General features: G+C 66.9%; 14 protein-coding genes. 5 read left to right on the top strand and 9 right to left on the bottom strand.

Annotation, left to right across the window (positions count from 1 at the left end):
- The first annotated feature begins 582 nt into the window (after positions 1-582).
- Positions 583-1,965: a replicative DNA helicase gene (dnaB, locus tag ACZYZE_RS00160; protein WP_459319799.1), complete on the top strand. Its 1,383-nt coding sequence runs from the start codon at positions 583-585 to the stop codon at positions 1,963-1,965.
- Positions 1,966-1,986: 21 nt separating this feature from the next.
- Here the strand turns inward: dnaB and ACZYZE_RS00155 are convergent, their stop codons facing one another.
- Positions 1,987-2,961: an acyl-CoA thioesterase gene (locus ACZYZE_RS00155; protein WP_459319800.1), complete on the bottom strand. Its 975-nt coding sequence runs from the start codon at positions 2,959-2,961 to the stop codon at positions 1,987-1,989.
- A gap of 162 nt (positions 2,962-3,123) precedes the next feature.
- A complete protein-coding gene (locus ACZYZE_RS00150; protein ID WP_459319801.1) occupies positions 3,124-3,558 on the bottom strand; it encodes a DoxX family protein in 435 nt (144 codons plus the stop codon).
- A 148-nt stretch (positions 3,559-3,706) separates the two neighbouring features.
- Between ACZYZE_RS00150 and ACZYZE_RS00145 the strand changes: the two genes are divergently transcribed.
- The 3 genes from ACZYZE_RS00145 (at position 3,707) to ACZYZE_RS00135 (ending at position 6,182) form a co-directional block, all read left to right on the top strand.
- Positions 3,707-5,062 (top strand): MATE family efflux transporter, encoded by a 1,356-nt coding sequence (locus ACZYZE_RS00145; protein WP_459319802.1) that lies wholly within the window; start codon positions 3,707-3,709, stop codon positions 5,060-5,062.
- A gap of 72 nt (positions 5,063-5,134) precedes the next feature.
- Entirely contained in the window at positions 5,135-5,728 is a 594-nt protein-coding gene (locus ACZYZE_RS00140; RefSeq protein ID WP_463905571.1) for a hypothetical protein, read from the top strand.
- Positions 5,729-5,813: 85 nt separating this feature from the next.
- Positions 5,814-6,182, top strand: a complete 369-nt coding sequence (locus ACZYZE_RS00135) for a hypothetical protein (protein ID WP_459319804.1) — start codon at positions 5,814-5,816, stop codon at positions 6,180-6,182.
- A 60-nt stretch (positions 6,183-6,242) separates the two neighbouring features.
- On the opposite strand, the gene ACZYZE_RS00130 is transcribed toward ACZYZE_RS00135, so the two are convergent.
- The gene (locus ACZYZE_RS00130) at positions 6,243-6,656 is read right to left on the bottom strand and encodes a hypothetical protein (protein WP_463905569.1); all 414 of its coding nucleotides are present in this window, start codon (positions 6,654-6,656) and stop codon (positions 6,243-6,245) included.
- A 288-nt stretch (positions 6,657-6,944) separates the two neighbouring features.
- Positions 6,945-7,487 carry a CGNR zinc finger domain-containing protein gene (locus tag ACZYZE_RS00125; protein WP_459319806.1) on the bottom strand — a complete coding sequence of 181 codons (543 nt, stop codon included), beginning with the start codon at positions 7,485-7,487 and terminating at the stop codon, positions 6,945-6,947.
- Between the two features lie 177 nt (positions 7,488-7,664).
- Here ACZYZE_RS00125 and ACZYZE_RS00120 point away from each other — a divergent pair, with 177 nt between their 5' ends.
- Positions 7,665-8,630, top strand: a complete 966-nt coding sequence (locus ACZYZE_RS00120; protein WP_463906149.1) for an EamA family transporter — start codon at positions 7,665-7,667, stop codon at positions 8,628-8,630.
- 77 nt (positions 8,631-8,707) lie between these two features.
- On the opposite strand, the gene ACZYZE_RS00115 is transcribed toward ACZYZE_RS00120, so the two are convergent.
- The 5 genes from ACZYZE_RS00115 to ACZYZE_RS00095 form a co-directional block, all read right to left on the bottom strand.
- Positions 8,708-8,971, bottom strand: coding sequence for a hypothetical protein (locus ACZYZE_RS00115; protein WP_459319714.1), 264 nt, complete (start codon positions 8,969-8,971; stop codon positions 8,708-8,710).
- Between the two features lie 229 nt (positions 8,972-9,200).
- Positions 9,201-11,528, bottom strand: a complete 2,328-nt coding sequence (locus ACZYZE_RS00110; RefSeq protein WP_463905566.1) for a heavy metal translocating P-type ATPase — start codon at positions 11,526-11,528, stop codon at positions 9,201-9,203.
- A 52-nt stretch (positions 11,529-11,580) separates the two neighbouring features.
- Complete coding sequence (locus tag ACZYZE_RS00105) at positions 11,581-11,811, bottom strand: heavy-metal-associated domain-containing protein (protein WP_459319818.1); 231 nt, start codon at positions 11,809-11,811, stop codon at positions 11,581-11,583.
- Between the two features lie 67 nt (positions 11,812-11,878).
- Positions 11,879-12,223, bottom strand: a complete 345-nt coding sequence (locus tag ACZYZE_RS00100) for a metal-sensitive transcriptional regulator (protein ID WP_459319808.1) — start codon at positions 12,221-12,223, stop codon at positions 11,879-11,881.
- 307 nt (positions 12,224-12,530) lie between these two features.
- Positions 12,531-13,043: a universal stress protein gene (locus tag ACZYZE_RS00095; protein ID WP_459319809.1), complete on the bottom strand. Its 513-nt coding sequence runs from the start codon at positions 13,041-13,043 to the stop codon at positions 12,531-12,533.
- Between the last annotated feature and the right edge of the window lie 14 nt (positions 13,044-13,057).

The raw sequence follows: 13,057 nt of genomic DNA, 5'->3' as shown, positions 1-13,057 counted from the left end.
GCATTCCGGTGAGGTCCATCACAGAATGTGAATATTTGACCCCGAATATGGCTTCGTCTTCCGTCGTGTATCCCCAGCCACAGCCCACAAGCTGTGGATGAAGCTTTGCCAAAATTGTTTTGTTTCCACAAGGCAAAACCACTGTTTTCGCAGGTCAAGAGCATATTCTGGGGCCAACTATTTTTCTATCCACAGCTGTTCCCACAGGCTGTGCACAAGCTGGGACCAGTAGTACACACGTTATCCACAGGGGTGCGGCCGGGTCGGGTTGGTGCCTGCCCGATCGGGGGCTACCGTAGCTGGAGATCGAGCTTTGGATGGGGACGAGCCGGGATAGCTGCACGATGCCAGCTTTCCAGCTCACCGGCAGCCACCGGATCCGCACCAGAATCCTGGGCTGTGGAAAACCCACAGCACAGGGCGCCAGACAAATTGTCGGAGCCCGCTGATAGGACTAAACCAGCCGGTATCCGCCGGTAGGACGCCTCCCGGCACTCAAGGGGCACCTGGCACTAAGGCGCATGGCTCACGCGTCGCCCGCGAACGGACATCCGCCGCGGCACACAATGGAGGACGGCAGTTTTGTCAGTTACGCATCTTGACTCAGTCGAGGGCACGCGGGGATCCGAAGGCAGCCGTAAGCCGCCGCAGGACATACCCGCGGAGCAGTCCGTCCTGGGCGGCATGATGCTGTCCAAGGACGCCATTGCCGACGTCGTCGAAATCCTGCGTGGCCAGGACTTCTACCGCCCGGCCCACGAGACGATCTACGAGGCCATCATCGACCTCTACGGCCGCGGCGAACCCGCCGACGCCGTCACCGTCTCGGATGAACTGACCAAGCGGGGCGAGATCAACCGCATCGGCGGCCCCGCCTACCTGCACGAGCTGATCCAGACCGTCCCGACCGCTGCGAACGCCGGCTACTACGCGGAAATCGTCGGCGAGCGGGCAGTGCTGCGCCGCCTCGTCAACGCCGGCACCAAGATCGTCCAGCTCGGCTACGGCGCCGACGGCGAAGTCGAGGACCTGGTCAACCAGGCGCAGGCCGAGATCTATGCCGTGGCCGAGCGCCGCACCGCAGAGGACTACGTTGTCCTCAAGGACGTCATGGAATCCACGGTCGACGAGATCGAGGCCTCCGGCCACCGCGGCGAGGGACTGACGGGCGTACCCACCGGCTTCTACGAACTGGATGAGCTGACCCACGGCCTGCACCCGGGGCAGATGATTGTCATCGCCGCCCGCCCGGCCGTCGGTAAGTCCACCTTCGCGCTGGACTTCGCACGCTCCGCCGCCATCAAAAACAACCTCGCCACTGTCTTGTTCTCCCTGGAAATGGGCCGGAACGAGATCGCCATGCGCCTGCTGTCCGCCGAGGCCACCATCGGCCTTCAGGACCTCCGCAAGGGCACCATCAAGGACGAGCAGTGGTCCAAGATCGCCACCACCATGGGCCGGATGAACGATGCCCCGCTGTTCATCGATGACAGCCCCAACATGTCGCTGATGGAAATCCGCGCCAAGTGCCGGCGCCTCAAGCAGCAGCATGACCTCAAACTCGTGATCCTCGACTACCTACAGCTCATGAGCTCGGGCAAGAAGGTGGAATCGCGCCAGCAGGAAGTCTCCGAGTTCTCCCGTGCGCTAAAGCTGCTCGCCAAGGAACTGCAGGTTCCCGTGATTGCGCTCTCGCAGCTGAACCGTGGCTCCGAGCAGCGCCAGGACAAGCGCCCAATGGTCTCTGACCTGCGTGAATCCGGTTCCATCGAGCAGGACGCGGACATGGTCATCCTGCTGCACCGCGAAGACGTCTATGACAAGGAATCGCCCCGCGCGGGCGAGGCGGACATCCTGATCGCCAAGCACCGTAACGGTCCTACGAAAGACATTGTGGTGGCGTTCCAAGGCCACTACTCGCGGTTTGCTAACATGGCGGCCGATGCCGGAGGCGGCGGCTTCTAGTCGCCGGCCAGCGGCGCGCCGCTACTGGCCACCCGCCGGCAGCAGGTGGTTGGGCAGCCTGTTTCCGGGGGCCCTTCCGCGGATCTCCAGCAGCTCGCGGGCATGGGCATGCAGCCGTTTGTCCTCCCCGGATACCGGAAGCCATTGCGGGATCGGCACCGAGGTGCCGTGCTCGTCGCGGGCCACCATGACCGTCAGGCAGTAGGTTGTGAGGTGCAGTTCGCGTCCCTTGGGATCCCCCGAGCGGACATGGACCGCGATGTGCATACCCTTGGTGCCCGTGTAGACCAGCCGGGCCTCCACCTCCACCACGTCGCCGATCAGCAAGGGCCGGTAGAACCGGACCCCGCCGGAGAAGACGGCCACCGTGTCCATCCCGCAGTAGCGCGAGGCGCAGACGTAGGCCGCTTCGTCGATCCATTTCATGACGATGCCGCCGTGCACCTTGCCGCCCCAGTTCACATCCGTGGGGGCTGCCACAAAGCGGAGTATCACGTTCTCGGCGGTGCCCGCTTCGGTATATTCCTGTCCGCTCATGGCCTGGACGATGTCCTCGCGGACCTTGATCCGGGCCAGTGCATGGTCTCGTTGTTCGACTTCTTCCCGCGTCGTCGGTTCAAACTGCGGCACCGGAGTGGGTTTGCCGTCCTCGCCGACGGCCACAAAGATCACCATGCACTGGCTGCGCATCGTAGCCGGGCCGCCCTTGGGGTCGCCCGAGGAGACCAAGGTGCGGATGTGCATCGAGGACCGTCCCGTGTAGACGATCGTGGCCTCGACTTCCACCATGTCCCCGCTGTTGACCGGGTGCGAGAAATGGATGTTGCCCACATAGGCCGTCACGCAATAGGACTTCGCCCAGCCGACGGCGGCGGCGTAGGCGGCCTTGTCCACCCACTCGAGCACGGTGCCGGCGTCGACCGAACCGCTGTGGCCAACGTCGGTGGGCGCCGCAAGGAAGCGCAGGGTCACGGTATTGGCGGCAGTCTCACTCATGCAAGTGAGTGTACTAATGGGCCGCGGAAGCGTCGCGGGCCCCCGACACAAACGCCGCCCGGGTCGCAATAACTGCCTTGGGACGCCACCCAGGGCAGGACGGCGGGCGGCCACCTGGAGGTGACCGCCCGCCGTCGTGCGCCGCCTGACGCGGAGGATTCCTTAGGCCAGGACGCTGAGCCTGGACCCGGTGCGGCCGAAGAGGGCCTTGTCCACTGAGAACCTGCCGGCGCCGACGAGGGCCACGGCCAGGGCGGTTGCGGCCAGGATCAGCACCAGTTCGTAGCCTCCCGTTGCGGCAAATATTCCCGCCGAGGCATGGACCAGGAACAGGGCGCCGAGCATGTCCGCGGCGAGGAGGACCGCGAACACGCGGGTGAGCACGCCGAGGATCAGTGCGACGCCGCCGACAAGTTCCAGCGTGGCGATGACCGGGGCGGCGAGGTTGGCGGCCGGAACTCCCATCTGCGCAAAGGCGGCCTGGGTGCCCGCAATGGTGAACTCGGCGAATTTCTGCCAGCCGTGGGCGGCGAAAAGGAATCCGGTCACGATGCGCAGGATAGTAAGGGCCGAGGTGGTGAGCGCGGGCTGGTTCATGGGAATGCCGTTCTGTCGTGGGGCGCGCGGCGGAGTGCAGACCGCCGCAGACTTAGTTGAAGATTCAACTTATAGTGTTCCGGTGCCTAGTTGAAAAGTCAACTAATGCGAAGATGTACGACGCCGACGGTGCCGCTAGGGTGGTTCCGTGCCAGCCCCGTCAACAACTCCCGCGACGCTGCCGTCCCCTGCAGGCCGGCGGCGGGAGATCCTGCGCCTTGCGGTTCCGGCGTTCGGCGCCCTGATCGCCGAACCGCTGTTCCTGCTCGCGGATTCGGCGATCGTCGGCCACCTCGGCGTGGCCCAACTCGCCGGCGTCGGTCTGGCCTCCGCGGTGCTGCACACGGCGGTGGGACTCATGGTCTTCCTCGCCTACACCACCACTCCGGCCGTGGCGCGGGCGATCGGCAACGGCCAGCTGCCCCAGGCCCTCGCAGCCGGGCGCGACGGCGTCTGGCTGGCCCTGCTGCTCGGGCTCGTCCTCGCCGCGGCCGGCTTCTTTGCCGCCGAACCGCTCCTGGACCTGATGGGGGCCCGGGACGAGGTGCGGACCTTTGCGGTGGACTACCTGCGCTGGTCCCTGCCGGGACTCGTCGCGATGCTGCTGATCTTCGCGGGCACCGGGGTTCTGCGCGGCCTGCAGGACACGCGGACCCCGCTAGTGGTTGCCGCCGCCGGCTTCACCCTGAACATTGTGCTGAACCTCGTCCTGGTATACGGGCTGCAGCTCTCCGTCACCGGCTCCGCGATCGGCACCAGCATCGCCCAGTGGGCCATGGCCCTGGTCTACGTGCTGATGGTCCGGAGCAACGCCCGGAGCCACGGCGTCTCGCTGCTGCCGGACTGGCGTGGCGTCCGGGCCTTGACCAGGGTGGGCTCCTGGTTGATGCTGCGTACGCTGAGCCTGCGCATAGGGATCCTCGCCACCGTCGTTGTGGTCACGGCCCAGGGGCCCGTCAACCTGGCTGCCCACCAGCTCGCGATGACCGTCTTCACGCTCCTGGCGTTCGCCCTGGACGCCCTGGCCATTGCGGCGCAGGCATTGATCGGCAAGGAACTCGGTGCGGCCCGCCCGGCCGCGGCACGCGGACTCACCGGCACCATGATCCGCTGGGGCATCGCATTCGGTGCCGTCACGGGCGTCCTGCTGGCCGCCGCCGCGCCCTGGATCGGACTGCTGTTCACCCCGGACACGGACGTCCAGGCGGCGCTGACGCTCGCACTGTGGGCGCTTGCCGCCGGCCAGCCGATCGCCGGCTATGTCTTCGTCCTCGACGGCGTCCTGATCGGGGCGGGGGACGCGAAGTACCTGGCGATTGCCGGCGTCGTGAATCTGGCCGTCTATCTGCCGCTCCTGCTGGCAGTCCGATCCTCCGGGGTGGGCGGCGGCGCCGGGCTGCTCTGGCTGTGGGCAGCCTTCTCCCTTGGCTACATGCTGGCGCGGGCGCTGACGCTTGGCCTCCGGGCGCGGACGGACCGGTGGATGGTACTCGGCGCGCACTGAGCCCGACGGCTCCCCTGGCCAGCGGTCCAAATCCCGGCGCGGAGCGGATCGGCTTCGCACTAAACTGGACGGGTGACTCTTCCCGCAACCCCTGACGCATCCATTGCCCTGCCCGCCGCTGCAGACCTCTGGAAGCCCGTGCTCAGCCGGGCCGCCGTCGCGCTCGGCTTCGGCGCGCTGACAGTGTTCTGGGCGGCCCCCTCCGCCGCCGGCATGGGCTGGGCCGGCGGGCTCTATCTGCTGGCCACCGGATTGGTGCTGATCTCGAGCATCAGGAAGACCGGCATCCCCGGCACCTCCCGCTCGGGCAAGATCCTCTCGGCCGCGGGTGCTGTGCTGATCGGAACCGGTGCGGCGGTTGCCCTGATCCCTTCCAATCTCGTCTTCGGCACCATTGCGGCGCTGGGCCTTGGCCTGGCGGCTACCGCGGAGCTGTCCCTCGGTATGAGTCTCCGGGGCCGGTCCGTGCTGGCGCGCGACTGGATCGCCTCCGGGGTGATCGGTTTGGGCACAGCGCTCCTGCTGCCATTTTTCATCGATCTGGGCCCGCACGCCCTGCTCGGCGTCGCCGGCGGCGGTGCCATTATCAGCGGAGTGCTGTGGACGCTGGCGGGGCTGACCCTGCGGCACGATGCGCGGGGCGATTCCGCGGAGGCCGTAAACTAGTACCAACAGGTTCTACCTTGCGTAGAACGATTGCGCTATCAAAACTGCCACGCCTTCCGGGCGTCGGCGGCAGGAGGAAAGCACCTTGGGACAGCAGAAATCTGGAGAACCGCGCAGCCTGCGGACCTCGGTCAAGGGACCGCTCATGTTCTCCGCGTTCTGGGCTGTGCTGGCCTTCGTTGCCACCCTTATTTTCGCCTCCGGCGGCAGTGCCAAAACCCCCCGCTTTGATCTGGCCTTCACAGCAGGGGGTATCGCCTTCATCGTGATTCTGGTGGTGCTTGCCATGCTTTCGATGGGCCACAAGCCCAACGCCGAACATCTGGGCAAGGGATCCGGCGTGAACCTGAGCTCCAGGAGCGCCGGCCATGGCGGCCACTCGGCGCAGCCCGGATCAGGAGCCGGCCCGGCCGACACCAGCCGCGACGAGGCGCCACGCGACGACCTCCGCTAACTCCGCGGACGCCGCCGCCACTGACTTACCGCGGCCGGGGTCGTCGGCGGGACGAGGTTCCTACTTGGACCAGGAAATCGGGTTCTTCAGGTAGGGGTTGTCGCCGTACTTGGCGTAGGTGAACCGGGAGTCTTCATATTCGACGCCCTTCACTTCGTCGCCCGTGGGAGCCAGGAACACCTGGCAGGACACCATGCTGCTGCCCGTCGCCAGGCTCAGCGAATCACCGGCACCCGTCGTTGCGAAGCGTGTGCTGTTGCACTGGTCGAAGGCGCCGAAGACAATGAGTGACGGGGCGTCGGAACCGTCCGTGAGCCGGGCAGTGACTTTGGGTTCGCTGATGCTGACGGCGGCCTTCCTGATGCTGTCCATCCGGTGCGTGACCGAGGCGTAGGACGGGGTCTGGCCCGCGTACTTGGCCGGGTCCTCGAACCGGAGCGGCCGGAGCCGTTGTGCCCTGGGCGGCGCTGGCACTCGAACTTGCGCTGGCCAACGGCGAGGCTGCCTCCGGTGTGCCGCTGGCAGCGGGTGAGGCTCCGCCCCCGCCACAGTCCATCAGTCCAACTGCCAAAATTCCGGTGAGCCCCAGTGCTGCCTTGACTTTTTTGGAGCTGTGGACGCTGTGCCAGGTGAAGGTGTATCCCTAGATTGGGTTTCGCCGGCCTGATGGCTGCGCGAAGTATTCCAATCTACGGGGAAATTCACCCTGGTCTGTCCGTAATGCTCAGCAGTCCACGGTTGTGACGCTGCCCCGGCGGCGGCTCAGGATGCGGCCTTGCGTGCCCGGTAGGCGGCCACATGCGCACGGTTCGCACAGTTGCCGGTATCGCAATAGCGTTTCGAGCGGTTCCGGCTGAGATCCAGCACTACCGCATCGCAGTCCTCCGCCCCGCACACCAGCATGCGGTCCATTTCCTTGCTGCGGATCACGTCGACCAGGGCCATGGCTGCCTCGGTGCTCATCCGGTCCGCGAGCGGCGCCTCAGGGGTGGTGGCGTGCAGATGCCAGTCCCATTCATCGTGTCGCACCAACTGGGGGAGGGCCCGGGCGTCCCGCAGGAGCCGGTTCGCGGTGTCGACGACGGCGCCTTCATCGGCGAGCCAGAGCCTGGCCAGTTCAGCCCGGAGGCGGTGCACACTGGCCAGTTCGGCCGCGTCCCGGGTCCGGGAGCCGGTGAAGCCCTCGGCCTTGAGGAAGCGGTCGAGGTCCGCCGTCGTGGCGAGCAGTTCGTCGCCGTTGGCCGCGCTGTTGATGAGGTTGACCACGGACCGCAGGGCAACTTCCGTGTCAGGGGCAAAAACCATCTTGACTCCTTACGTTGCTGACGGGTAATGTCATGACCATACCGCTACATTACTCCTGACAGGAGGCACTTCGTGTCTGCCGCACGCCGTCCCGCCGAAGCACCGGCCAAGAACCTTGCCGGAAACCGTACCGCCCCAAAGTCCGGCGCCGACAAGCCAGATGCGGCATCAGGATTCATGGCCTCGGGCCTCGGCGTTGCCCTGTTCTCTTCCGCCGTCTTCGGCCTGTCCGGTTCGTTCGCCAAGGCGCTGCTGGAAACCGGCTGGACTCCCGGCGCCGCGGTCACGGCCCGCCTGACCGGCGCGGCACTGATCCTGGCGATCCCGGCCATTCCGTCGCTGCGCGGCCGCTGGCACCAGCTCAAGGACAACTGGCTCACGATCCTGCTCTTCGGCCTGATCGGCGTCGCTGCCTGCCAGCTGTTCTACTTCAACGCCGTGTCCAGGCTCTCGGTCGGCGTCGCACTGCTACTGGAATATCTTGCCCCGGTCATCATCGTGCTGTGGCTGTGGGCCGCCAGCCGGAAACGGCCGCGGCCGCTGACCATCGCCGGAACCCTGCTGTCCCTGGGCGGCCTGGTCCTGGTCCTGGACCTCACCGGGGCGGTCAAGATCGACTTCATCGGCGTGCTGTGGGGGATCGCGGCGGCCGTCTGCCTGGCCATCTACTTCTTCATCACCGCCAAGGAAAACGACACCCTCCCGCCGATCGTCCTGGCCTCCGGCGGCCTTATGACCGGTGCCGTTGTGATGTGGCTTGCTGCGGCGAGCGGCCTGCTGCCAATGGCGTTCAGCACCGCCGACACGCGCCTTGGCCCCTGGGTCACGCCCTGGTGGGTGGCCTTGGGCGGACTCGTGGTGCTGGCCACCGTGCTGGCCTACGTTTCCGGCATTATGGCCGCGCGGGCTCTCGGCTCCAAGGTGGCGTCGTTTGTGTCCCTGACCGAGGTCCTGTTCGCGGTCATCTGGGCCTGGCTGCTGCTCGGCGAACTGCCCGGCCCCATCCAGCTCCTGGGCGGTCTCCTTATTGTCGGAGGGGTGGTGCTGGTTCGGGTGGACGAGCTGCGGACCCCGGGGCCGGGCGGTGCCGTCCTGTTGACGCCGGAATTGAACCACGCGAACGACGTCGAGCCCGTTCCGTAGCCGGCTTAAACGCGTCTGGCCCGGACGCTTCGTGCATCCGGGCCAGGCAGCAAACGGGGTCTGTGCTGCGCGCCTGGCTAGCGCGAAGCGCTTTCCTGCTCGGACGCGTTGCGGCTGGCCTGCTTGCCGGCCTCCTGCAGCGCCTGCGAAACCTTCGCCAGCGACGCGACGTGCTGGCCGTTCCACTCGCTGCGGAACTTGTCCGCGTCCGGGCCCTTCCAGTCGGTGCCCTCGAGCACCTTGGTCAGCAGCGACTTCTGCTTGTCGATCTCCGACGAACCAGCCTGCAGCTTCGTCCCAAGAGTCTTGAGCTGAGCAATGTCTGCACCCCAAATAGCCATACGAAAATCTCCTCAGTAATAGAAAACGGACCCGATCCGGGCCGGCGTCCCCCAAACGGCCCCCGGCTGTTCCGGAAGATCCAGTGCCTAGAACCTATCGCGCCCGGCAAGAAACTGTCGATGGGCACCGCTCCCCATCCACCCGCCGTCGAACCCAACTAACTCGCAGCAGGGGCCGTTCTGGGCGCCCAAAACGGCCCCTGCTGCGAGCCACTTGGGAACGGAGCGGCTACTTTCCGAAGCTGCGCAGCCGGAGGGAGTTGGCCACCACCAGCACGGAACTGGCGGCCATCGCGGCGCCGGCGATCATCGGATTGAGCAGGCCCAGGGCAGCCACCGGGATTCCGACGGCGTTGTAGAAGAAGGCCCAGAAGAGGTTGGTCTTGATGGTCGCGAGGGTCCGGCGGGAGAGCTCGATGGCCTGGGCCACCTGCCCGAGTTCGTTGCCCATCACCGTGAGGTCGGCAGCCTCGATCGCGACGTCGGTGCCCGAGCCCATTGCGATGCCCAGGTCCGCCTGCGCCAGTGCTGCGGCGTCGTTGACGCCGTCGCCGGCCATGGCCACGGTGGCGCCGGCGGCCTGCAGCTTCCGGACGGCGTCGACCTTGCCCTCCGGCAGTACGCCCGCGAAGACGTCCCCGGGACTGATGCCGACTGCGTCGGCCACCTGGGCGGCCACCGCGGCATTGTCCCCGGTCAGCAGGATCGGCCGGAGCCCGAGTTCCCGGAACCGGGCGATCGCGGCGGCCGAGCCGGGTTTGAGCGTGTCCCGCAGGCTGACGATGCCGGCCGGTTCCCCGTCCACTGCGAGCCAGATTGCGGTGGCGCCGGATTCCTCGGCCCGCCGGAGCCCATCCAGCAGACCGGGAGCTAGGGCGATTCCGTTCATCTGCAGCCAGCCGGTCCGGCCGGCAGTCACGAGCCGGCCCTCAACGGTGCCCTGGACCCCGCCGCCCGGGGCGGAGCGGAAGCCGGCGACGGCGGGAAGCCGGCCGGCGTCGTGCGGACCGGATTCTGCGGAGAGCGCCGCCGCGGCTATGGCGCGGGCTATGGGATGCTCGGAAGCGGCCTCCACGGCACCGGCAAGGCGCAGGATCTCGGATTCACCGAAGGAACCGAACGCCTCGGTGCCGTCCACCGCGAGGTGCCCGGTGGTCACGGTGCCGGTCTTGTCGAGCAGGATGGTGTCGACCATCCGGGTATCCTCGAGGACCTGCGGGCCCTTGATCAGAATGCCGAGCTGGGCACCCCGGCCGGTCCCGGTGAGGAGACCCACCGGGGTGGCGAGGCCCAGGGCACAGGGGCACGCGATGACCAGGACGGCGACGGCGGCCGTGAACGCCGTGCGGAGCTCGGCGTCGCTGATGGCAGGGCCTGCCGCGAGCAGCCAGGCGCCGAAGGTGAGGGCGGCGATGATGAGGACCACCGGGACGAAGACGGCGCTGATGCGGTCCGCGAGGCGTGCGATCGGCGCTTTGCCGGTCTGCGCCTGGGAGACCAGCCGGCCCATCTGGGCCAGGGTCGTTTCGGAACCGACGCGGGTGGCGCGGACCAGAAGCCGCCCGGAGGTGTTGATGGTGGCACCCGTGACAGGGCTGTCCGGGCCGACTTCCACGGGCACCGATTCCCCCGTCACGAGGGAGGCATCGACGGCGGAGGAACCCTCGACGACGACGCCGTCCGTGGCGATCTTCTCGCCGGGGCGGACCACGATCACATCGCCCACCGTCAGCTGCCCGGCCGGGACCATATATTCATTGCCGTCCCGGAGCACCGTGGCATCCTTGGCGCCCAGGTCCAGCAGGGCCCTGAGGGCATCGCCTGCTTTCTGCTTGGCGTTGGCCTCCAGATAGCGTCCCAGCAGCAGGAAGGTGGTGACGACGGCGGCGACCTCGAAGTAGAGCCCGCCGGAGCCCATCCCCTCCATACTGTCCATCCCCTGCGGGTGGTCGGTCATCCGCGGGTCCTCGAGGAGCTGCCAGGCGGAGAAGGCGTACGCGGCGGTCACGCCGATGGAGACGAGCGTGTCCATGGTGGAGGCGAAGTGCCGTGCGTTCACGGCCGCAGCCCGGTGGAACGGCCAAGCCGCCCAGCTGATCACCGGCAAGGCGAGGGCGCCCGCCACCCAGGCCCAGTTGGCGAACTGGAAGGCCGGGAGCATCGAAATCAGGACGACAGGCACCGTGAGCGCCGCAGCGACGATCAGGCGCGGGCGGAGCTTGGTCGCCGGGTTGGTCGCCGTGTGGTCACCCTCGCCGGGGATTCCGCCTGACGTCTTGACGGCGCCGGGCTCTACAGGAAGGCTTGGATGCCTGGGAGTGCGGATCGTGGCTTTGTAGCCGGCCGCGGCCACCGTGGCCGTGATCTGCTCGTCCGTGATGTCCACGGGGACGGTGACGTGGGCCGACTCGAGGGGCAGGTTGACCGAGGCTTGGACGCCATCGAGCTTTCCGAGCTTGCGTTCGACCCGGCTGACGCAGGAGGCGCAGGTCATGCCCTCGATGTCGAGTTCGATCACCCGGCTTCCGGGCTGGTCCAGCAGTTGTTCATTACTCACGGTGTTCCCTGTCCTGTGGCATGCCTGGCGACGGTCGGTGGCGGGGTGGTGCTCAGGCTTCGTTGGCCACCACCATGTAGCCCGCTTCGGCAACGGCTTCGCCGATCTCGGAGGGGGACAGCGCCCCGGTGGAGGAGATGGTGACGGTGGAGATGCCGCCGGAGTTGAGGTCCACGTCGACCTTCTCGACGCCGGCGAGGGACTCGAGCTCTTCGCTGACAGAGGACACGCAGTGGCCGCAGGTCATGCCGGAAACGCTGACGGAAGTGGAAACGGTGCCCATGGTTTGCTCCTTGGTGGTGGGCTCCCGGTGGTTCGGCAGCCCGATCGTGTGGTGAGTGGTGTTGCCGCTACCGCAGCAGGCGCCCGATTGCATCGGTGGCCTCCTTGACCTTGAAGTCGATGGCTTCCGCCCGGAGCCCGGGATCAGGCTCGGACGCCGCACCGACGACGCAGTGACCGATGTGTTCTTCCACCAGCCCCAGGCTCACGGCGTGCAGGGCCTTCGTGACGGCGGCGACCTGGGTGAGGATGTCGATGCAGTACTTGTCCTCGTCGATCATCCGGGCGATGCCGCGCACCTGGCCCTCAATCCGTTTGAGCCGCCGCAAGTACGCCTCCTTGTTGGAGGTGTAACCGTGCTGCTGGCGCTCCGCCTCTGCCGGTGCCATGACAGGGATCTCAGACTCGTTCATGACCCCAAGCTATACCCCCTAGGGGTATGGCACAAGCGGAGGGCGTGTTCCCGGGCCGTGGTTGGGGAAACTGTCCGGACGTTAAAGAGCTCCGGAGTGCGTTATTGGGGGATACGCACTCCGGAGCAGCCATTTGGGTAGGCCCTCTATCGACCTACGACATCGATCCTACTCGCCGGTAGTGAAGGAAAGCCAGCACCCCGAATAAGTACTTTCGCTTTATTTTTGCACCGTATTTTTGCCCAATTCACCACCCCGAACGGAAGCTCACCGGGGCGGGGTCAAAAGGCAGGACCACGCCGCGCGGTCACGTGCCCCGGCCTGTCCGGTGGTGGACCGCAGCCCGGACCGGAACGATCAGGACCGGATGATCCTGGTGGTGGCTGAGCCACGCGGCCACCGAGCCGTTGAGGGCGGCGCTGATCCGGTGTCCGAGGCCCGGTTCGGGAGTTCCTACGATGATCATCGCAGCCCCGGTGTCCGCGGCCAGCCTGCCCAGTGCCCGGGCCGGATCGCCGGCGAGGGTCCGGAGGGCCCAGTTGATCCCAAGGCCGTCGCAGACCGCCCCGATGGCGGACCGCAGCTCCTGCGTCGCTGCTTTGATTTCGGCGTTGTCCGTTTCCGGGTGCAGGGAAAGCCGGTGCGCGGACCGGGCCGGATCCCATTCCACGAGGTAGCTCGCCTCGTCCACGTACGCGCAGATCAGCGGTGCTGCAAGATGGGCGGCCAGTGCCGCGGCCGTTTGCAGCACCTGGGGGCTCTGTCCCGGAAGCACGCCGACGACGAGGGGCGGCGGGCCGCTGATACTCTCTGCAGGCATATTCAATTGTTGAC

This window comes from Pseudarthrobacter woesei, assembly GCF_055412745.1.
This window is presented reverse-complemented; position numbering and strand designations above follow the sequence as displayed.

Bases quoted from the DNA above. Each gene is read 5' to 3' on its own strand.
- ACZYZE_RS00155 (WP_459319800.1), bottom strand. From the start codon at position 2,961: ATGAGTGAGACTGCCGCCAATACCGTGACCCTGCGCTTCCTTGCGGCG.
- ACZYZE_RS00150 (WP_459319801.1), bottom strand. From the start codon at position 3,558: ATGAACCAGCCCGCGCTCACCACCTCGGCCCTTACTATCCTGCGCATC.
- ACZYZE_RS00125 (WP_459319806.1), bottom strand. From the start codon at position 7,487: ATGGTTTTTGCCCCTGACACGGAAGTTGCCCTGCGGTCCGTGGTCAAC.
- ACZYZE_RS00120 (WP_463906149.1), top strand. From the start codon at position 7,665: ATGGCCTCGGGCCTCGGCGTTGCCCTGTTCTCTTCCGCCGTCTTCGGC.
- ACZYZE_RS00115 (WP_459319714.1), bottom strand. From the start codon at position 8,971: ATGGCTATTTGGGGTGCAGACATTGCTCAGCTCAAGACTCTTGGGACG.
- ACZYZE_RS00105 (WP_459319818.1), bottom strand. From the start codon at position 11,811: ATGGGCACCGTTTCCACTTCCGTCAGCGTTTCCGGCATGACCTGCGGC.
- ACZYZE_RS00100 (WP_459319808.1), bottom strand. From the start codon at position 12,223: ATGAACGAGTCTGAGATCCCTGTCATGGCACCGGCAGAGGCGGAGCGC.
- ACZYZE_RS00095 (WP_459319809.1), bottom strand. From the start codon at position 13,043: ATGCCTGCAGAGAGTATCAGCGGCCCGCCGCCCCTCGTCGTCGGCGTG.